Annotated in this window: 15 protein-coding genes; 3 read left to right on the top strand and 12 right to left on the bottom strand. The window is 47.5% G+C overall.

The window, feature by feature from the left end; all coding sequences use genetic code 11:
• Positions 1 to 4: 4 nt before the first annotated feature.
• Positions 5 to 1135 carry an AAA family ATPase gene (locus ACEW9O_RS11495; protein ID WP_373550304.1) on the bottom strand — a complete coding sequence of 377 codons (1131 nt, stop codon included), beginning with the start codon at positions 1133 to 1135 and terminating at the stop codon, positions 5 to 7.
• A 116-nt stretch (positions 1136 to 1251) separates the two neighbouring features.
• On the bottom strand, positions 1252 to 1869 hold the full coding sequence (locus ACEW9O_RS11490; RefSeq protein ID WP_373550303.1) for a hypothetical protein: 618 nt from the start codon (positions 1867 to 1869) through the stop codon (positions 1252 to 1254).
• A 187-nt stretch (positions 1870 to 2056) separates the two neighbouring features.
• Here ACEW9O_RS11490 and ACEW9O_RS11485 point away from each other — a divergent pair, with 187 nt between their 5' ends.
• A complete protein-coding gene (locus tag ACEW9O_RS11485) occupies positions 2057 to 3658 on the top strand; it encodes a beta-N-acetylhexosaminidase (protein ID WP_373550302.1) in 1602 nt (533 codons plus the stop codon).
• A gap of 143 nt (positions 3659 to 3801) precedes the next feature.
• On the opposite strand, the gene ACEW9O_RS11480 is transcribed toward ACEW9O_RS11485, so the two are convergent.
• The 9 genes from ACEW9O_RS11480 to panB all read right to left on the bottom strand — a co-directional run bounded on the left by ACEW9O_RS11480 (position 3802) and on the right by panB (position 16696).
• Positions 3802 to 5919 (bottom strand): YCF48-related protein, encoded by a 2118-nt coding sequence (locus tag ACEW9O_RS11480; RefSeq protein ID WP_373550301.1) that lies wholly within the window; start codon positions 5917 to 5919, stop codon positions 3802 to 3804.
• A 220-nt stretch (positions 5920 to 6139) separates the two neighbouring features.
• A complete protein-coding gene (locus ACEW9O_RS11475) occupies positions 6140 to 8830 on the bottom strand; it encodes a CHAT domain-containing protein (RefSeq protein ID WP_373550300.1) in 2691 nt (896 codons plus the stop codon).
• A gap of 33 nt (positions 8831 to 8863) precedes the next feature.
• Complete coding sequence (locus tag ACEW9O_RS11470) at positions 8864 to 9730, bottom strand: tol-pal system YbgF family protein (protein ID WP_373550299.1); 867 nt, start codon at positions 9728 to 9730, stop codon at positions 8864 to 8866.
• Complete coding sequence (locus ACEW9O_RS11465; RefSeq protein WP_373550298.1) at positions 9723 to 10295, bottom strand: RNA polymerase sigma factor; 573 nt, start codon at positions 10293 to 10295, stop codon at positions 9723 to 9725. Before ACEW9O_RS11465 ends, ACEW9O_RS11470 begins: the two co-directional genes overlap by 8 nt.
• A 90-nt stretch (positions 10296 to 10385) precedes the next feature.
• Positions 10386 to 10889 carry an endonuclease V gene (locus ACEW9O_RS11460; protein ID WP_373550297.1) on the bottom strand — a complete coding sequence of 168 codons (504 nt, stop codon included), beginning with the start codon at positions 10887 to 10889 and terminating at the stop codon, positions 10386 to 10388.
• A gap of 259 nt (positions 10890 to 11148) precedes the next feature.
• Positions 11149 to 13935 (bottom strand): MSEP-CTERM sorting domain-containing protein, encoded by a 2787-nt coding sequence (locus tag ACEW9O_RS11455; RefSeq protein WP_373550296.1) that lies wholly within the window; start codon positions 13933 to 13935, stop codon positions 11149 to 11151.
• A complete protein-coding gene (gene xrtK, locus ACEW9O_RS11450; protein WP_373550295.1) occupies positions 13919 to 14431 on the bottom strand; it encodes an exosortase K in 513 nt (170 codons plus the stop codon). Before xrtK ends, ACEW9O_RS11455 begins: the two co-directional genes overlap by 17 nt.
• Before the next feature lie 256 nt (positions 14432 to 14687).
• Complete coding sequence (gene mltG / locus ACEW9O_RS11445; protein WP_373550294.1) at positions 14688 to 15722, bottom strand: endolytic transglycosylase MltG; 1035 nt, start codon at positions 15720 to 15722, stop codon at positions 14688 to 14690.
• A 158-nt stretch (positions 15723 to 15880) separates the two neighbouring features.
• Positions 15881 to 16696: a 3-methyl-2-oxobutanoate hydroxymethyltransferase gene (gene panB, locus ACEW9O_RS11440; protein ID WP_373550293.1), complete on the bottom strand. Its 816-nt coding sequence runs from the start codon at positions 16694 to 16696 to the stop codon at positions 15881 to 15883.
• Positions 16697 to 16851: 155 nt separating this feature from the next.
• On the opposite strand from panB, the gene ACEW9O_RS11435 reads away from it, so the two are divergent.
• Together ACEW9O_RS11435 and rlmF are read left to right on the top strand one after the other, a co-directional pair.
• Positions 16852 to 17835 carry a DUF4249 family protein gene (locus tag ACEW9O_RS11435; RefSeq protein WP_373550292.1) on the top strand — a complete coding sequence of 328 codons (984 nt, stop codon included), beginning with the start codon at positions 16852 to 16854 and terminating at the stop codon, positions 17833 to 17835.
• A 109-nt stretch (positions 17836 to 17944) separates the two neighbouring features.
• Positions 17945 to 19537, top strand: a complete 1593-nt coding sequence (rlmF, locus tag ACEW9O_RS11430; RefSeq protein WP_373550291.1) for a 23S rRNA (adenine(1618)-N(6))-methyltransferase RlmF — start codon at positions 17945 to 17947, stop codon at positions 19535 to 19537.
• Positions 19538 to 19717: 180 nt separating this feature from the next.
• On the opposite strand, the gene ggt is transcribed toward rlmF, so the two are convergent.
• On the bottom strand, positions 19718 to 21457 hold the full coding sequence (gene ggt, locus ACEW9O_RS11425) for a gamma-glutamyltransferase (protein ID WP_373550290.1): 1740 nt from the start codon (positions 21455 to 21457) through the stop codon (positions 19718 to 19720).
• Between the last annotated feature and the right edge of the window lie 238 nt (positions 21458 to 21695).

Genomic DNA, 21695 nt, shown 5'->3' with positions numbered 1-21695 from the left:
GCCGTTACATCATTTTGGTCCACAATTGATCTACGGCAGCTTGTACAAATTCCCGTTGGGTGCTTTCGACAATCCAGGCACAACGCCCACTCAGGTAGCGCAATTTGTCTTTGAGTACTGCTTTTTCGGCTGCGCTTGGTTGCGCATTGTCCCATTGTTGGGCAATATTTTCCACCTCACGGTACAAATCATCGGCATTGGGCGCTGAACTGTTACGGGCACGGGGATGCTGGACTTCGGAGCTTTCCTCTTTGGCAAAGACCGAATTGACGATCTCGGCAATCACCTCACGTTGCTCCTCGGTATCCCAAATGTAACGCGCCACCCAAAGGTCGGATACCAGCGCATGGTCCCGCTCGCAGAGTAAGGCACTGGCAGCCACCAGACGCTGGATTTTTACTGCCCGGCGGTCAGATACTTGTACTCCGGCGTTGCGCAACTTGTGGATCAGCTCCAGGTACTCCCGGCGGATGCCATTTAGCTCGATGTCGGATAGTTGTATTTGTAAGGACTTGATGGTACTCGCCGCAATTTCGGGAGGAGTGCTACTGCCCTGAGTTTCGAGCGCCCAACCCGCATCCAGCACGGCACTCAATTGGTCAGGCGCTACATTGTCGCAACGCACTCGGATGAGAAAGCGGTCGAACAGGGCATTCAGTGCCTCGTCTTCGGGCAGATGGTTGCTGGCACTTACGATCATCAGGGCGGGCAATTTGCGGGTTTCGCGGCCCCGGCGGAAGATGTGTTCGTTGAGCACCATCAGTAAACTGTTCAGGATGGCGCTATTGGCGTTGAGCAATTCGTCGAGAAAAATGAGGTCAGCCTCGGGCAACATGCCTTCGGTATTGGTGATCAATTCGCCTTCGCGCAATTTGCGGATGTCGAAAGGGCCAAAAAGTTCGTTGGGCTCGGTGAAGCGGGTGAGCAGGTATTCAAAGGTTTGGCCGTGCAGGAGCGTGGCGAGTTCGCGTACCATGGCGCTTTTGGCGGTACCGGGAGGGCCGAGGAGGAACACGTTTTCGCGGGCGACCAGACCAATGCCGAATAGGTCGATGATTTCGTCTTTGCCGACAAAACGTTGTTTGAGGTAATTGAGGGTTGTTTTGAGTTGGGTGGCGGCTTGGAAATTGGGCATGAGTTGGATGGTAAATTGGAGGTTTTGAAGGTTTTTTTTGTGCAGCTTCGCTGCTTTTTTTTGAACCACCTAAGACACCTAAGGGCATCTTAGGGAACTTGAGGCTGGACTAGGGGTTAGGCGTCCCAGTTGGGCCAGAGGGTGTGGGCGTGGTCACCGAGGGCGGCGGCGATCAGGGGGCGAATATGGGTTTGCTGGGCTTTGGCTTGGAGGCGTTTGGCGATGATGCGGTCGGTGTAGGCGATGGCCAGGGCAGGGTGGGAGAGGAGCAGTGCTTCTGCGGCTGGATCAGCCTCGGTAATGCCTAAACCCGAAAATGGCCAGGTGCTCGCCGTTTTTTTTAGTTCCAACAACAAGGGATCAGCAGGGGAAAGCCCTTTGGCAAAACTGAACAAGGTCGGCAAGTGTCGCAAACTGAGGTCGGCAGCGTAAACGGCTTCAGCTTTGATTGGTGCAGGCCAGGGCACCAGGTGTTCTTGCAGGATTTTTTCATCCAAATGGCGTAGCAAAATGAACTGAATGGCGCGGTACAGGTATTGGGCTGCCCAGAGGGCTGGTTCGGCAGCAAAGCTGGGGGTGGTTCCAGGGAAGTGAATTTGCTCTTCAGCGTAGCCACGTTGAAGGACCAATTGGGCCTCGTTAAGCTCCTCCACTGAGAAAGCTTTCAGCTCGTATGCCACTTCAACCTGGCCGTTTTTCCACAAATCGCTGAGGAATTGATTTAGTGTGCTCATGGGTCAATACTTTGTCAACCAAAGATAAGTTTTGCGGGGTGATTTAGGGCAATACAAAGGCGACAATATTTAAGTTCCCTAGGAGCTCACCTAAAAGTCTTTTTTAATTTTTTTTAGAAATATTTACCTTGTAACCCATTCAAAAAATACAATCAGGCTCGTGCCTTCGGAAAAAATCAATCAACTCATGCCTACACTACGCATCAGCAATTTTGGCTCAGCACTCTTGTTGCTGGCTGTATTGACCACTTTTATGGCTTGCGCGCCCAAAAAATCTCCTCCAGTACCAATGGATTTGGCGCAGGAAAGCATCATTCCCATTCCCATGTCCGTAAAGGCTACGAATAGTTCCTTTGAATTGACAAGCGCCACCGACATCTACGTGCAGGGGGATTCCAAAGAGCTGCTCAAAATTGGGCAATACCTGGCAGATAAACTCAATCCTTCCACGGGTTTAGGGATTGCAGTAAAATCGAGCAGTCAAGCGCCTGGAGCTGGCAACATTTATTTGTCGCTCAATAAAGATGGGCTATTGGGAAATGAAGGCTATTCACTCGACATTACACCAGAGGGAGTACATCTGGAAGCCAAATCTCCAGCTGGTTTGTTTATGGGAGTTCAAACCATCCGCCAATTGTTGCCAGCCGAGGTTGAATCGTCCAGCAAACAGGAAGGCCCTTGGCGGATGGCCTCGGGTACCATCCAGGACATTCCAACCTACGCCGTGCGGGGTGCCATGTTTGATGTGGCTCGGCACTTCTTTAGTGTGGAAGACACCAAACGTTTCATCGACCTGATTGCGGCCTACAAAATGAACACGATGCACCTGCACTTGTCCGACGACCAGGGCTGGCGCATCGAGATCAAATCCTGGCCCAAACTGGCCGAGCACGGTGGCAAAACCCAGGTCGGCGGCGGCAAAGGTGGCTACTACACCCAGGAACAATACAAAGACATCGTACAATACGCCCTGGATCGCTACATCACCATCATTCCGGAAATCGACATGCCCGGTCATACCAATGCCGCCTTGGCTGCTTACCCCGAACTGAATTGTGACGGCAAGGCCCGGGAATTGTATACCGGCACCGAAGTGGGCTTTAGCACCCTGTGTACCAAAAATGAAATCACCTACAAATTCATCGACGATGTGATTCGGGAATTAGCCGCGATGACTCCTGGCCCCTTCATCCACATCGGCGGCGACGAATCACATGTGACCAAAAAAGAGGATTACATTCCTTTTGTGAACCGCGTGCAGGGCATCGTCTTGTCACACGGCAAGCAAGCAATTGGTTGGGATGAAATTGCCCTGGGTACGTTGAAAAAAGGCGCTTTTGTACAGCATTGGGCCGATGTGGACAATGCGGTAAATGCGGTCAAACAAGGTTCGAAAGTCCTGATGTCGCCAGCACGTAAGGCTTACATGGACATGCAATACGACTCCACCACTCAATGGGGCCTCCACTGGGCCGCCTACATTGAAGTGGATAGCGCCTACATCTGGGATCCGGGAACGCTGGTGCCAGGTGTAGCTCAAAAAGATGTGCTGGGAATCGAAGCGCCGCTGTGGTCCGAAACCGTAGATCAGATTGAAGAGGTGGAATACATGGTTTTCCCTCGTTTGCCGGGTTATGCGGAGATTGGTTGGTCGGCAGCAAGTGCACGGAACTGGGATGGGTACAAAAAGCGCCTCGGGGCACATGGCCCACGCTTTACGGCGATGGGGATCAATTATTATCCTTCGAAGTTGGTGGATTGGAAGGAGGAGAAGGGGAAGAAGAACTGACAAAAGAGGGAGCTAACAGAGCTCCCTCTATATTGCCCTGTCTGGGGTTTAACCTATTGAAATTGTAGTAAAAGTGCTCGCCAATTGCCCAGTGAACTGCCCATGTCTATAAAGGCACGTGGTACATTTGAAGCGATATTTTTCTATTTTTTGACCACCATTCCAGCAACCACTTTTCCGTTCCTTCCGCTGATCTGCCAAAGGTAAACGCCTTGGGGCAGGTGGTCTACACGGACTGTGCTGAGTCCGGCATGGATCATTTGTCGATATGTTTCCTGGCCGTTCTGGTTAAACAGCCGTAGAAACATTCCTCTGATGCCTCCCAAGCGTTCGGGTAGGGAATCGGGTAAATCAAAAGACAACCAATCGTAACTCGGATTGGGAAATACCTTGATACCGACCGCCAGATCTGGATCCTTTACCGATACTATCAGGTTTCTATTGTTGAAATTCGCCCGAATCATGGGGGCAAAAGCATACCCAACAATAGAATCCACTCGATTAAGTGTACGTACAAACAATGCCTGTTTACTAACCTTCCTTCCATCCATTTGAAATGAGCCCCCTCCACTGACGTATTGTAAACCAACGGCATAACGACCTGGATTCAGTATTAAATTACTGGGTAGTTTGAAGGTGATCCACTCAACTGGGACCGGGACCGTAAGCGAATCATTTCCGAAGACAATTATCGTGTCTTTCGGGGTTAACTGGATTGGTGCCGAACTGAATAGACGCTGATCATAACGGCGGGTGATCGGGTTGAAGCCATAAACCCAAAAAGAGACACGGGAAGGTATGTCAACGTAAACTTTTGCTGTAATGGAAGTTAGGGTGTCCTGTGCGAGCAGATCAATAAAATTACCCCGACTTTCTCCCACGCCAACAACTGTGTGGTCACTGTCTTTGGCAAAAACAGAATCACCGACGATAAGATTCATCACATGTTGTTGCTCAATGGTATTGTTGTTTAATAAGGTAGTTTGAAACATGTAATTGCCTTTGCCACTGAGTGCCGCCTTGGAATAACTCGCGGAAACCTGCTTGGGCTGCAGGGCCAGATTTTCTTTTAGGGTAGAAAGGGCATTCCCGTTTTTCAGTAGCTTGTGTTCAATTCCATAGCTACCAGCCGGGGCAGACCACAACGCCAGTCGAGCACCTGAGGTGGGTATGCCACTGGCATGTTTACTTTTTATAGCGGTATAATCGGGCTCAACCGGATCAAAAAGCACCGGAGGGTTGGTCCATTTGAGCACCGTACTATCATTGTGGATCGCCCAGGCAGTTTGTGCATCAATGAATTTGACATTACTCAAACTCGCTACTCCTGGCTGGAGCAGGCTAATGGACCAACTCTTGCATTTGTCAAAGCTGAGGTCGGCCCAGCCTTCAAATTCATTGCTACTCAGGTATACATCAGGTTGTTTTTTGATGCTGAAAATGCGATTGGGTGAGCTTCGATCTACACTGCGGCGGGTGCCCTGGGTCCAATTGCTACCCCCATCGGATGTGAGCCATATATTTCCACCGAGCACACTCAATGCGCCCTCGTGTCCGTTGTTTAACGCAATGCTTCCAATGTCAATAGCGGTGGGCAAAGATACAACACTCCAGTTTCGCCCCTGGTCATTGCTTTTTAATACCCGGCCACGGACGGTACCAATCCAGATGGTGTCGCCTTGAGTGTCATAAGCGCTAAAATAACTTATTTCATTACTTAAAGCGCGGGGTGCTTTCATCCTGCTCCAGGTATTGCCGCCATCTATAGTGCGATACATTTCAAAAGTATCCCTAACTGGGTCTCCCCAGGCCAGCGCGGTACTGGGACTAAAAAAATGGATGCCATTCAGAAAACTTCCCAGCTCGTTAAACTCCCCATTCGGAAAAGCTGGGTTCCAGGTTTCACCCCCATCAGTCGTGCGGAAGTTCAAAGTGCTCGTCCCATCGAAATTAAACCACACGGTAAAAGCTTGTTGTGCATCCGCAGCAAAAAAAGACCCTAAATAGTAATCCAGAAACACATCTTCAGGCACTGAAATGAAGTTGGTATTCCAGGTTTTACCACCATCCAGTGTACGCGTGACTACTCCAAAAGGATCAGCAAACCAGGCGGTATCGGCATTTACAACACTCATGAATCCCCACTGGGGGGACGATTCAGGAGTAGGTGAAGAAACCGGAGTTAGTTTTTGCCAATTTTGGGCGTTGATCAATGGGCTCTGCAAAAGGAGGAGGAAGAAGAGTAAAAATTTATTTTTCATGGTGTTTTGATTTAGTTAGTTGGAGTATCCAAATTTTCAAATGATAAGTCAATAAATTCCAGTAAAGACATCGATTTTAGATTTTTTATTCAAATCAATAATCTACCAAAACAGACACCCCTTCGTTGCATCCAGCATCGACGGGGTGTCCACTTTGTTGGTCGAGCTTAAGTACCACGAGCCACCAAAATCTTAACAGCACATTGATTTTTTTTTCGATTTACTCCACCATTACAAAACCCGCCCAATAAAAAGGCTCATACCCCTTTCGCCGTATCTCTTGCTGGGCATTCAGCAAGGCTTGGTGCGCAGTTTGTTTTTCATACAATAGTTTTTGATAAAACAGGGTCATCAGTTCCTTCGTCTGGAAATCGGGAACCTGCCAGAGAGACATCACCAGCGTTTTGGCGCCGGCAATTTTGAAGGCACGTTGTAGGCCATAGACTCCTTCATCGCCGCGAATTTCGCCAAGCCCGGTTTCACAAGCAGAGAGTACGACCAGTTCAGTATTGGACAAGTTCATCTGGCTGATCTCGTAGGCGGTGAGTACACCGTCTTCCCGCTTGCCCAAAGGGCGGCCCGTTTGCCAGGCATGATTGGCACCCGCCAGAATGAGCCCGGAGCGGATCATGGGGTGATCCGAAAGTTTAAAGGCTGGACCAGATGTTGCATCTACCTGGGTTTTGGGATCGGGGAAAAAATAACCATGCGTCGAAAGGTGCAGGATACGGGGGGATGGCGCTTGTTTGCCAATTGCCTTGAAGGATTCCTCTGTGGCGGCATGGCCTTGGTGTAAAACGTTGGGAATGCTCACTTTTTGTAAAGCCACCGCAATCTCCGTAGTTTCTTTTTCCGAGTATTTGAGGAATGCCCAAGTACCTTCACGTAGTGTAGAGTCGACTTGATCAAAATCTAGCCCGCGATAATTTGCATTTTTAATTACGGAAACTGGTTGAATGGCGGTGCTGTCCATATCGTATTGGATGGCACCATAAAGGGATGCTGTTGTTTGAGCCGATGCCAGTTGAGATGGGGCAACCAATTGACGGGTACTACCCAAGATTATAAAATTGTGTCGGTCGGCCAAAATGCCTTGCGCTCCAGTAGACAAGGCCGCTAAATTGATTCGATGCAACAACCCTGACGGGGCATAATACACCGTTTTTACCCCTTGTAAATGTGCCTCCAATGGTGCCCAGATCAGGCGGGTAGTTGCTTTGTTTTGGTACAATTGGTTGATGTACTCTGAGCGCAGGCGATCCAGGGGTGGAATCAGTGCTTCTAATTCTTTTTCGTCAAAAAGTGGGATAAAAATCGGACGGGTTTGGTTGGGTTTCAACAGCAAAGCTGCATAAAGCACTTTCCCGGTGGGTTTGGGATTTGCATAATTAAAATGGAGAAATTCTAGTGCTACTTCATCAGGTTTCAGCGCGGCTTGGACATCCTGCCATTGTACCTGACGAACGACCTCTCCATAACCTACAACAGTACGGCTGAGTTCTTTTTCAAGGGTATTGACTATTCCTTCTACCTCTTTGATTTTGGCCTGATTCCGTTCGGCTTGTGGAAGAGCATATTCAGCAGACAATTGATTGCGATGGTTTTGAATCTGCTGGAGTTTATCAGGGAGCTGGGTATTGGTAATGTTCTGGCTTCTGAAACGTTGTGAAATATTGAGCAGGAAGCCTTTGTGGAAGAGGGTGTTATTGTAACAAGAAGTTGTGAAATCTGGAAGGTCTGCAAAATGATCATTTGCAAAAGAAAAGTGTTGATCAAGCTCTTGTTTAAAATATTTGGTGTATAAAAAAACTTCTTTTTCTGAGAGGTGCCTTGAAGCATTGAACAAAAGCTGCCTGCGCATATTGGCTGCTTCGGTCAAATACAATACTGCTTTAACATAATCTTTTTTCGCCCAGTATACTAGAGATAAATTGGCAAGGCTCATTTGGTAAGACAAATGCTCTGTTCCCAGTTCTTTTCCGCGAAGTTCTTTGGCAATCAAGTGATAATGTTCAGCTAAGTCGTATTTCCCCAAAGCATAGTATAATTCACCTAAAAATTCCATGCAGGACATATATGAGGGAATTTTTAAATAATCGGCTGTATTTTCTAAAATGCGTTTTGACTCTAAAAATAATAGCTCTGCATCTTTGGGCTTTCCCGACTTGAGGTAAACACTTGCCATATTCATGATCCCTCCAGCATAGTAAATATGTTCTTTTCCGAATATGCTTGAAACAAATCTAACATTAGTGTTGTAAAGTTTTTTAGCTTTTTCATATTGCTTTTTCCCTAAATAAACAGTCCCAAGATTGTTGAGTGTGCCATAATATTTGGTGCTATCATTACCAAATTTTTCTTCTCTTATTTTCAAGTCTTCTAGTAGATATTTTTCAGAAACATCGTAGTTCGCCATCTGTATATACAACATCCCCAAAGCACTTAGTATGCCTGCATATTCAAGACTATTTACTCCAACCGTGTATTCTTCAATCGCTTTTACTTCAAGATAACATTGCTCGGCTCGTTCATAATTGTCACCCATATGATAGTATACATTTCCCAAATAATACAAGCTTCTTAAATAGTCTAAGTGTTCTTTTCCAAGTAATTTTAGCCGGATCGCTCTGCACAAGTCCAGCCATTTTTTAGCATCTTTGTAATCACCGTAACTGTATTGAATGAGTCCATAAACATAGCACAGATCAGCGTAACGGATACTCTCCTGCCCAAAAGCGTTCATAGTGAGGGGCTCTGCCAAAGCCATTTTTTCGAGCGCTTCTTTGAATTTCCGATCCTGATTTAAGTAGCGAGCTTGTTGTACCAAACTGTCCGCCTTGTCAATGCCTCCTTGTCCGTAGCTGAAGAATCCAGAAAGAAGCATAATCGTGTATAAAATTGCTTTTTTCATGCGGATGTGGATTGAAAAATTAAGCAAATTGGATTACTTCAAGGCTGCGTATAACTGTGCCGCATTTTCCAAGCGGAGTCCCTTTCTTTCAACAATTTCATTCAAAGTTTTCTTGGCTTTTTCGATCTGGCCAGTTTGCAAATAACTCAATGCCAAATACCAGGGCACCTGCTCCACAAAGCGTGAATGTCCAATTTGTAGCATTCCCTCCAATATCGTGGCAGCTGCGTTGCCTTGCCTGGCGTGTAACAGACAATTTGCTTTCAAAAAAAGATTAGTATTGTCTTGCTGCGCGAAAGTGCTCAAAGAATCAAAGGCGCTGAGCGCGGCTGCATATTTTCCTTCCCAGTACAATTGCTGAAAATATTCTTGAGGGCTAAGTTTTTCGGCTGCGCTGCCTCGAACACTGGGCTCCAGCGAAGCATCCCGATAAGGCTCAAAATAAGCTGCAAAGATTTTTTTGCCGTCTATCGATGCAGGTTTGGTTTGAGCTTGAGGGCGAGAAGGAATGGGATCAAGGGGTTTAGGGTTTGCGGGCGGCAACGGAAGGGACTTTTCAGTCGGCGCAGCGGGGGAAATCGGCTCTTTTGTTGTACTTTTAGGATCGATAGACCAAAGTCCCATTGCTAAAAGGACAATCAGCAGCAGACCCCATTGCCAGGGAAATGCGGTAGAACGATTTGGGACTTTTGCGTCCAGTTCTTTTCCCTTTACGGTCAAGCGGCGGCGTAATTCTTTTTCCCCTTGCAGGCGAATAGCTTCCAATGCCAATCCGTGCCATTGCACTTCTTTAGCGAAGTCGGAGTCACTATTGATTCGGCGCTGAAATTCTTGGTTTTCCTCTGAACTCAGCGCGTTTTGGTGGTAGCGTTCAATTAGTTTTTGTGCAATTTCATCCATTGGAAAAAACGCTAAACGTTTTTTTAATAAATTCTTTCAAACGACCCAAACAGCGTGCTAATGTGGCACTGGTCGTATTGGCATTTTTTAGATTCCAACCTTGCTGTATTTCCTCAATTCCTTGATTCTGGTAATACCGGGCAATTAATAGTTCTCGGCATTGAGCAGACATGGATTGCAGGGCTGTGTGCAGCGCTTGTACTTTTTCAGGGTCATTGTCTTCCTTTTCCAGTTCTATGGCCAACAGCGCATCATCAATTTGATCTTTCCAAAGCATCCGTTTCATCTTGCGATTGTTGTTCAACAAACGTTTGTACCCAACTGCATACAGCCATGTACGCACTTCAGAGCGAAGCTGTAGTAATTTACCCTGATTTACTTGTTGGTAGAATGCAATGATGGAATCTTGCCACGCGTCTTCAAAATCCTGGCGGGTACCTTCAAAACGATGGCTTGCCCAACGGAAGAAGTCTTCCCGATGATGGGCGTAAAGCTCTTCAATTACGTGTGAGTCTCCGGCTTGAAGGGCATTGATGATCGTCTCGGCATTAGAATTGGAAGACATTACTGGATGGTTTGTCTTCCAATATAGGGTTTTTAAGATTGGCGAGAAAAGTTTATCTCAGTTTTTTAAGATTATACATAAAAAAGCAATTCAAATACTCCATTCCCGACAGCGCCTGTCCGCCAACTTCAGCATCTCAGGAATCCGAAACACCCCCGCCATCTCCTGTACTTTTTCTGCCGCAAAAGCTGCTTCGGTGCCAATTGCCGTTACCCACAACGGATTTTTACTTTCGCCCCGCAGCACCGGAATGGCCACTTTTTCCGCAGGCCGAAACCGCGTTTTGGCTACCCCCACCACCGGGATTTTCCGCTCCAGGGCCTCGTACAAATGCCAGCCCAAACCCCCACGTCCTTCATCCAGCCATACGTAGGCGTCGATGATGATGATTTCTAAGGGGAGCTCAATGCTGGCCAGGGCTTGTAACAAACCCGGCAATTCCCGCTTGTAAAAAGCACCTGGCTCATAGGGCGCAATCTGCTCGACCCGCACACAATTGACTTGTACTGGTTCTGCAGCTGTCCAGGAGTCGAAGAGGGCGTAGGCGCACTGGGCTCGGGGGTCGCGGTAATCAGTGTCGAGGCAGATGAGCATGGAATCGACTAGTTTTTATGCATTATAGGTAGCTATTATAAATGGGATGATCAAAAAATGAAAAAATATAACGAAAGCCAGCACTGCGTGCACAAAAAACAATGCAATTTAGTGGAGAAATTCGTTTGTATTTGAGATTTTACACACCACTACGTGGGCGCTCGTCGATCCCAAAATGCTCGCTGCGCGAGCGGGCTCGACGGTCGCAGGCTTTAGAGCCTACCGCATTTCAACCTTTTTACGTCTGCTCAACTAGAATTTAAATTCGCATTTGCCTCCAATATACAATCAGCAACATCAAGCCCAACAACACCCAAAACCCCGGTTCCGACATCCGCACCGGATCTTCCCCCACATCCAAGGCTTTTTTTCCTTGCAAAACCTGTTTTTGTTTGGCCCTCAACAAGCGTCGTTGAGATTCATTTTCCAGCACCAAATAAGCAGTTTCAGGAGTAAGTAGGCCCGTGTTGAAACTCTTTTTGATCAAGTCTTGCCAGGCCATTTCACCCAATTCAGGATGTGCCTCTTGGTGACGCCATTCGGCCTGGAGTAGGGCTGCTGACTCCCAGCTTCCTTTTTTGAGGCTCGAATTGGGTTGGTATTTGGGCAAACGGACCAATTGCTCGGTAGACAAATAAGCCAAAGGTTGTTGTGTATTGGGATAAGCTACTGCTTCAATGGCCTGAGGCTCGGCTCTGGTGGGACTTGATTTTTCCCCAAATTCAACTGCTTTTAAAACTTGATTTTCCAATTCTAAAACCTTATTTTCCAAATGGTAGTACCGCACGCCATTGTACACCGAGTATGCCATTCGTGGCGTGAATTCGGGTAGAATGGGCAAGTTTTCCGTCACCAGTACCATTACAGGATAATGCTTCAAAGCTTGAGAGGAATAGGTGTACAGGATCTTTTCAAAGGCCCTTTCGGCAAAAAAACCGCCTACTTGAGCCTGCTTGCGAATGGCTTCCTGCCAATTGTCGTTTTTGCTCAAAGTAATCACCTCACGATTGGTCAAATGGAAATGGAGGGTTTCTTTCGGCAATTTTCGTTCCCGAATTAAATTTTCCAGGTCTGCAATCTGCGCATTGATGTGCTTTTTGCTTCTGGACGAGCAATCCACAATGAAATGATAATGAGGTGCTAATTTGACTTTGGGTAAAGTTTCACTTAGGGCAGTGGGAATGTAAGCCAACTGGCCATTGCCTAGGATAATCGGCGCGGTTAGGTTTTGATTGCGGCTGAGCTCACCAAAAGTCAACTCGTGGTTTTGATCCAAAGTCAGTTGGAATGCCTCTTTGTGGACGATCGTAAACCCGGTTTTACGGACTTCCTTAGCTTGGAAAGGATACACCCGCAGCGACAAGGTTTGGGCATCCAAGTAGCTCAACAGGCCTGGATCACGCCGGGAATTGTTGCGGATTTGTTCATAAATCCAGGTGGCCGTTTTTTTCTCTGCTAGTTCCCCTTTTACTTTTTCTGCACCGACGTAGAGGTAATAGCCTTTGATGAGTGCGCCATCGGGCAAGGAGAATATCGTGCGGTATTCTTCCAGGTTTGCACCGGGGTTCTCAAGTTCAAGGTGTAGCGTACTGGTCCAGGACTGGTCAATCTCGTCCCATTTGGAGTCCACCTGGGCTGTTTTGATTTGGGGAACGGAATTGCGCTGGATGGTTTCGGGGAAAAATTGTAAGTCTTTGCCCAAAAAGATGGCTTCGAGTTTGTTCAATTTGCGGTCGGAGAGGGTTAGGTTGTCCAGCACAATGCTGTTGTAAAAGTGGGAGAGATAGGGGGTACTTTGACCTCCAATGTCCATGGAGCGGCGGCGTTTATTTTGTTGGATGGCGCTGAAGACTCTTGCCAGTCTGGCATCGGCGATTTTGAAAGGGTGGGAATTGTCAAAATCAGGAGCATACACGTAATCAAGTGCCTGGTGCAGGGCTTTCCGATCTTGAACTGCTGAGAAATACAAGTAGGTCGGCAGCAATAAGGCGCCCAGCACTGCACCCGTGATCATGCCGGACTTTGGGTAGTAATTTTGCAGGTACTGCAAGTCTTTAACCCAGGTTGCCGATTGCAAAACGAGCAAAACAACCGGAGTCAGCATCAAAAAACCCGTTCCAATGGCCAGGACTGCCGGAATTGCCAAGGGCAAAAAGGGCAAAAAAACCAAAGCAAAATACAGGATGTAAGGGAAAAATACACTGCGTAACAAGAATAGAATTGCGCGATAAATCGGCTGCGGATAATTAGGCAGGGTAAATAATACACCATTAACTACCGCCAATGCATAAAACCAGGGACTTGAAAAATTGCCGAAAACATGCTCGGGCATATACCCAATCTTACTGTTGTTGAGCATCAAACCCCAGATCGGAAACGCGATTCCCAACACCCCTTTGATCAAAATATCCCATTGCGACCAGCCCGACCAGGGGCGATGGCCAAAAATGTAAATACTGCGGCCCAAAAAGAAAAAGAACAGGGTCGACATGGAGAACAAGCCTACGATTGCAAGGTGTGGGGCATAGCGCTCCGGGAAGCCACTGACGGAAAGAATATTGATACCGATAAAACAAGCCAAAGCCACACCAAACGCGCCCAATAGACTAAACAAAGGTTTGGGATTTTTTTCAAAATCGGTCAAAAACGCAATGATGCTGTACATGGAAAACGCCAGATTGGGCATCAGAAAACCTACAGGATACAATCGTGCTTCGTTGCTGACCATCCAGCTCGGGATATCATTGGGAATCAGGGTTTCCCCATTGATCAAATAGCCCACTAACCAACAGAAATAAAGAACATACACGCCGATATGGTAATACAAACTGCTCTTTCCTCGACTGAAGTGCAAATACAGGTAATACCCCAATTGACCCAAACCCATCAAGCTCAAACTTAAACCCAGCGCGAACCAGGCAGTTTTACTTTCTCCATTCAACTGTGGAACGATGATGTAATAAATCTGCGTGGCCAGTGCCAACAAGGCTCCAACTGGAAATACTCCACTGACCAAAATCCACCAGGGGCTACGCCAATTTTGCATGTTTGGGAAGGTTTAAATAGTGATGAAAAAGAGCAGTGGCCAATAATAAAACGGAAAGGTAAACCACCACGCCCAATGCCTCGTGTACATTGGGGCCATGCAGACCGGGCAAACGTTGTAAAACCAGGGCGCTGAGGATGCGAAAGGTATTGGCCAAAATGCATAGACCATAACAAAGGGGAATACTCCACAACAAGGCTTTGATTTTGATAGGCCGTGCTTGCTGGTTTTGTATGCTCAAATAGGCCAAAGTACACCAACAAATGACCAAAAAATTGACCCCGGCGCAAGATCTTTCGATGATGAATCCAGTGAATTGGTAACCTTCACCCGCCAGGTACACACTTGATTGGCCAGTAAAAATAGCAACCAGCCATTGAACTGGGTAGAGCAAAAAGCGCAATTCATCGCTGCTCCAACCGCGTTGCACCCATTTGAAGAGCAAGGCAGGGCTGATGGCAAGCAGGATGAAAATTGAGGCAAATTTAGATTTCATAAAGTACTTTGTAATTCAAAGTTAAACCTAAATTTTTTACCCTGCAAGTGTTTTTCAAAAACGCTGCAAAAAAACTACCAACTTATCTTTAGTTAGGATCTTTGTAAGATGTTCAAGTACCTTTCCTGAGGTGATTCCTTCAGTGTCTTAGGTTTCTGAGGTGGTGAAATAATTTTTTTTCTTTTTCACCACCTTAGAAACCTAAGACACCAAAGAGACACCTTAGCAACGCACTAAGTAGGAGAGCTGCCACCGCCTACCGTAAACCCCTCGCCTCCAAGTTCCTCACATAAGTCCGCACATTGCCCAGGTGCTGATCATAGTCCTCCGCAAAAGCGTGCAAACCCGATCCATCCCCAACCGCACAAAAATAAGTGTAATTGTGCTTGTCGTGATTCAACACGGCGTCGATGCTTGAAATGGAAGTCATCGTGATGGGGCCTGGCGGCAAACCCGCATTCATGTAGGTATTGAAAGGAGATTCAAAACTGGTATGGTAATTCGTCACCCGTTTGGTGGTAAAATCGCGGGTGGCAAAAACAACCGTGGGGTCTGCCTGCAAACGCATGCCAATTTTGAGGCGATTCAGGTAGGTACCCGCAATGGTGGATTTCTCTTCCTCTTTGAGGGTTTCTTTTTCAACAATTGAAGCGAGGGTGTACACTTCCTCTGGCGTCATGTTCATCGCCTTGGCTTTGGCGAGGCGGTCTTTTTGATCCCAAAAACGTTTGTGTTCCAATAACATGCGCTCCATGAACTCTTCGGGCGACAGGTTCCAATACACTTCGTAGGTATTGGGGATAAAGACCGACATGAGGTTGTCTTTGGTGTAGCCGATTTTGTTCAGGTAGGCTTCATTAAAAAACAAGGCTTCCAGGGTTTTGGCATCTGGTTCAATGAAACGAGACACTTTTTCCGCAACTTCTTCCAAAGTTCGTTCGGTGGTGAGGATCACTTTCACTGGGGCTTGTTCACCGCTGCGCAAATGCCGAATCAGGTGGATGACCGTCCAGCCGGGTTCAATTTTGTAGCGCCCACTGCGCATGGGGTCTTGTTTGTAGCCCATCCGTTCGGCTACCCGGCGAAATACGCCTTCTTTTCTGACTACGCCTTCCTTTTTGAGTAAGGCGACTACTTCACCAAAAGTAGCATTGTGGGGGATTTCAATGTGAAAGTCGTTACCGATGCTGGAAGGCACTTCAGCGCCTCCCAAAATGATGCGATAGCCAGCGTAAAGGCCTACTATCAACAACAATAGCACGATCAACACTGTGCGGGCCTGGATTTTCATAGAATGCTGATGAACTTTTGGGTTTCAAAAAAAGTTGAAGGTTTGAAAAGTTGAAGGGTTGAAATGTAAATAAGACCATTTGAAGAGATGGCACACTTGGTCTACTTAACTATCCAACTTTTCAGCTTCTTTTCAACTCTTCAACTTTTCGACTACTATTAATATTGCTCCTGATCATTGGGAAATTCGCGTGCTTTCACGTCCTTAACGTAATGCTCTACTGCACCCTTGATCACGTCGAACAAATCGGCGTAGCGGCGTAAAAAACGCGGCGAGAATTCCTTGTTGATGCCCAGCATATCGTGGGTAACCAGTACTTGCCCATCACAATGTTGGCCCGCACCAATCCCTATGGTTGGGATATACAGGCTTTCACTGACTTTTTTGGCCAAATGCGCCGGGATTTTTTCCAGCACGATGCCAAAACAACCCAACTCCTCTAACAGTTTGGCGTCTTCCTGCAAACGGATGGCTTCGGCTTCTTCCTTGGCGCGCACAGCGTAGGTGCCAAACTTGTAAATGGATTGCGGGATCAAGCCCAGGTGCCCCATTACCGGGATACCTGCACTGAGGATTCGCCGGATGGAGTCAGCTACTTCTGCGCCACCTTCCATTTTGACGGCGTGAGCACCCGATTCCTTCATGATGCGGATCGACGATTCCAGCGCTAGTTTGGAGTTGCCTTGGTAAGTGCCAAAGGGCAAGTCTACCACCACTAAAGCGCGGCTTACCGCCCGGACTACCGCCGAAGCGTGGTCGATCATTTGATCCAGGGTAATTGGCAAGGTGGTTTCATGCCCGTGAATGACATTGGAGGCGGAGTCGCCAACCAGGATGATGTCGATCCCTCCAGCATCGATAATCCCCGCCAGGGAAAAATCGTATGCGGTAAGCATGGCAATTTTTTCACCTTTGGCTTTCATCGCCTGCAAAACGTGGGTCGTGATGCGTTTAACCTCTTTGTTGACGGACATGATAAGTCGTTGAAAATTTGAGGCGCAAAGATAAAAAATTATCAAGTTTGTCTGACAAAAAGCCATCCCGGCTTTTCTTAGACAAGGCACGAATAGTTTTGTTACTTTTGTTGCGCAAAGATAAACGTCAATTGAACGGAAAAATGTTAGATTTTATGCGTTTTGTATGGGCATTGTTGTTGCTAACTTGTGTGGCTTGTACCACCGATTTTGACTTGGAAGGAGACTTTGAGTCCTTGCCAGTAGTGTATGCTTTCATCAACAAACAGGATACCGCCCATTACGTGCGGGTAGAACGTTCGTTTTTAACGGCAGGGGGCGATGCCACTCAACAGGCACTTGATCCCGACAATCTTTATTTCCCCAACGCGGTAGTGGAGTTGGAAAAACTGGGGACTACCCAAAAGTTTGTACTCACCCGCGTAGATGGCAATCTGGAGGGCTACGCCCGCGAGGAAGGTCCCTTTGCCAAAGCCCCTAATTATTTGTACAAAATCAAAGCCAATCAACTCAATTTAAAAGGCGGAGAAATCTTAAAAGTGACGGTGACCCCAGGGGAAGGACTTACTCCGGCTAGTGCCGAAACTAGCGTTTTGAGTGATTTACAATCCCTGGATCGCCCGGCCAGTCCGGTGACCATGGTGGATTACAACCGCAGCATTACTTTTGCCTGGAATGCTCCCATAACGGCCCGCTTATTCGATTTACGCCTGCGGATTCACTACCGCGAGTCGACCTCCAGCAATACTTTTGTCAACAAAACTTTGGAATGGCCAGTCGTGAAAGACCTCGAACGCGCCGACGAGGAGTTGCGCGTAGCGTATACCATCACCGGAGAACAGTTTTATAAATTCCTTGCCAGCAACATCGATGGGACTGTGAACCGCCGCCGTGTTTTTGATGGTTTTGACGTGTTGATCACCGCTGGAGGCAAAGAAATGGCCGATTTTGTACGCATTAGCCGCGCCAATTTGGGCATTACCAGTTCACAGGTAAGTCCAAAATACAGCAATGTCAGGGATGGGGTAGGGGTGTTTTCTTCACGTGCGAGTTTGTTGCGTACAGGTTTACAATTGAGCGGCCCTTCCAGTGATTCTCTGCGTTTGGGGAAATTTACCAAGCTTTTGGGCTTTCAATAAAGGCCGCACCAACACCAGTTGATGTGCAGAAAATATTGATTCTGAATAAAAAACCAATAGTGTTGGCTTTTATGCTTAACTTGTGCCCCTACAAATGGAAAAAGTTTTTATGTCAAAGATAAACGAAGAGGATTTCAAAGGGAAATCTAGAGGGAAGTCTGAGGGAAAGCCCAAAAAGAAAAGCAGCGGCCCTCCAAAACGCAAGCCTGGTGAAAATTCAGGCGGGAAATCTGCTGGTGGGTCAGACAGTAAGGGCAAGAAGTTTTCGAAAGGCCCAAGTGGAGAACGCTCCGAACGCAAATCGAGTGAATACCCCAAAAAGAAGTCTGGCGACAGCCCAGAACGGAGATCTGGTGAGCGCCCGGAGCGCAAATCTGGAGAATACCCCAAGAAGAAGACGGGTGACAACCCCGAGCGTAGATCCGGTGAGTATCCAAAGGGCAAATCTAGCGACCGGCCGGAGCGCAATTCTGGGGACTATCCCAAAAAGAGAACCGGCGATGGACCCGAGCGCAAATCGGGCGATTATTCAAAGGGTAAATCGGGCGATCGTCCAGAACGCAAATCTGGCGATTACTCCAAAGGAAAATCGGAAGATCGTCCAGAATGGAGATCTTACGACCGTCCCGAGCGCAAATCCAGCGACCGCCCCGAGCGCAAATGGGATGATCGAGGCAAACCTAAGCCCAAACCAAATGCAAAGGTACAATCCAGCATCCCCCACCAAGGTAGGCCCAAAGATAAGCCTAAAGACAAGGACCATACCAAAGACATGCCCAAGTTTCACCCCCGTAATCCCCACAAGGATCGGTACGACCTGAAACTATTGGCGGAGGCTTGCCCGGAATTGGAGCCTTTCATCAAAATGAACATGCACAATGACCAATCCATTGATTTTAACAATCAGGAGGCAGTCAAATTTTTGAATAAAGCCTTGCTTAAACAGTATTACGGCATTGAAACGTGGGACATCCCTGCTGGTTATCAATGTCCTGCGGTGCCTTTGCGGGCGGATTACATCCACCACATTGCCAGTTTGCTGGGGACGAACCACGATTCCATCCCATTGGGCAAAAATGTACGTTGCTTGGATATTGGGGTAGGTGCCAGCCTCGTGTTTCCTATTATCGCGGCTGAAGCTTACGGCTGGTCTTTTGTAGGCTCGGAAGTTGATCCAGTAGCGATTGAGTCAGGCAAACAGATTCTTGAAGGCAATGCCTTTTTGCAGGAGTTTGTTGAATTGCGGGTGCAAAATGATGTGAAGAATTTATTCGAAGGCATTGTTCAAGCAGACGAAAAATTCGACCTGTGCATTTGTAATCCCCCTTACCACATGGGAGCGGCAGTGGAAACTGCTCCAGCGAAAGCAGACGCGCCCAAGGCTAAAAAGAACGCACAACTCAGCCCGCTCACCGGTATACTCAGCAATGAATTGAGCTATGAAGGTGGCGAGGAAGCGTTCCTGCAATTGATGGTGAAACAAAGCCAACAATTCCGCACATCGGTGTATTGGTTTTCGAGTTTGGTTCTGAAGCAGTCTCACCTCAAGAGCGCTTACAAAACTTTGCAAAAAATTGGAGTCAGCGATATCAAAGTCATTCAGATGGGCCAGGGTAATAAATCCAGCCGCATTTTGGCCTGGACTTTTATGAATAAGGCGCAGCAGGAAGAGTGGAGAGCAGAGCGTTGGAAAACGATTTAGACGGTACCACTAAAGCGGTATTTTATTATCACAAAGTAAAAAAAAGAGGGCACAAAGAACACAAAGCGAAGCGCTGTCAACGTCTAACTTTGTGTTCTTTGTGTCCTCTTTTTTTTACTTTGTGGTAATAAAAAAAATGTTGCCACTTTAGGTCTTAGTGAAATGAGGAAAGCCCATCTTTCAATACCCCTTAGCATCATCATCCGGGTTCCGCGGATCAGCGGCCCCTTGTAACTTCCCATTCGGCAGGCGCAAAATCGCCTTCACCACTGCCATATAGTTCACCTCGCGCAATTTGTGCCCCATTTGTTCCAATTCCTTGCGCAGTTCCGGCGTCATGGCCGCTTTTTCCACCCAAATTTCATCCGGTAGCCACTGGTTGTGGAAACGCCCCGCTTTGATCGCCTCATCGATCGGCATGCCAAACTCCATCACATTCATCATCACCTGAAACACGGCAGTGATGATCGTCGAGCCCCCTGGCGCACCAATCACCAAAAACAATTGCCCGTCCTTTTCCACGATGGTGGGCGACATGGCACTCAACATGCGTTTGTTGGGCTGAATGGAGTTGGCTTCACTGCCTACCAATCCAAATTGGTTGGGTACCCCAGCCTTGGCGCTGAAATCATCCATTTCGTTGTTGAGTAAAAAACCAGCCCCGTGGACCATCACTTTGTTGCCAAAATTGGAATTCAAAGTCGTCGTGACCGCTACCGCATTGCCGTCGGCATCAACTACCGAGGTATGTTCGGTTTCAAAACTTTCCTTGCCGATGCTGCGAAAATCTCCCGCCAGAATATCCTTGCTGAGCGTAGCCTGGGTCGGATTGAAGTTGGCCATGCGTTGACGCAGGTATTTGTCGTTCAGCAGTGAATCTTGAGGGACCTGGAAAAAATCGGGGTCGCCCATATACTGGGCTCGGTCGGCGTATACCCGGCGTTCGGCCTCCGCCATTAGGTGTACCGCATTGAGGGATTGGAAACCCCATTCGGCTAGGGGAAAACGCTCCATCATTTTCATCAACTGCAGAATGATGATGCCACCACTCGAGGGTGGAGGCATGGATACAATGTGGTAATTTTTGTAATTCGCCGCTACGGGTTCCCGCCAACGGGCCTGATAATTTTTGAGGTCGTCCAGAGAAATGAGGCCATTGCCCCGGGCCATTTCTGCTACGATGTAATCAGCAGTTTGACCTTTGTAAAAACCAGCTTTCCCTTTTTTCTGAATGCGTTCCAGCGTAGCTGCCAGATTGGGCTGGATCAACACATCGCCCAGTTTCCAGGGGTCGGCTTTGACCAGGGCATTGTCTTCGGCATTGTACTTTTTGAAATTGGCCTGATTGCCGTTGAGGCGATCTACTTCACCTTGGGTGATAGCGTAGCCTCTTTTAGCCAAATCAATGGCGGGTTGAATCAAGGTTTTGAAGGGAAGTTTTCCATATTTTTTGTGCGCAGCAATCATTCCGGCTACAGTGCCCGGGACTCCTGCAGCCAGGTGGCCTTCGATGCTGAGGCGAGGTACAACGTTACCCAAACTATCAAGATACATGTCGCGACCAGCATTGCCTGGAGCCTTTTCGCGGTAGTCAAGGGCATTGAATTTGCCATCTTTGCTGCGCAAAACCATCAACCCACCTCCACCGATGTTCCCGGCGCGTGGATACACCACGGCAATGGCAAACTGGATGGCAATGGCCGCATCCACTGCATTGCCCCCTTTTTTCAAAATATCCAGTCCAACTTGCGAAGCGATTGGATGTGGCGCCACCACCATGGCCCGATCGGCGATGGTGCTTTTACTGATGGCATATATACCAGGTTGATTCGCATTTTGAGCATACCCTTTTGATGGTAAAATGGCCTGAAAAAGTAGAAAAAAAAGAAAAAACGAAAAAAAAGTAAAGTTTGGTTTCATTTTGGCACGATTATTTATTCAGTTATCAATGAACAACGATCAGTGATTAATTAAGGTTGGTTGCTGGTCATTGTTCAAACCGTTCAAAGATAAAAAAAGTGTAACTATTTAGCGCCCGAAGGGCGCGACATATATTTGGGTGCTGCAAGCAGCACGAAGTTCATTGAAAACATTGAGTTGATGCTTACGACAGGTACTAATGAAGCCTTGAATTCGGGCATAGGTTTCAGCACCCTCG

The sequence above is a fragment of the Haliscomenobacter sp. genome, from assembly GCF_041740695.1.
Lineage (GTDB): Bacteria > Bacteroidota > Bacteroidia > Chitinophagales > Saprospiraceae > Haliscomenobacter.
This window is presented reverse-complemented; position numbering and strand designations above follow the sequence as displayed.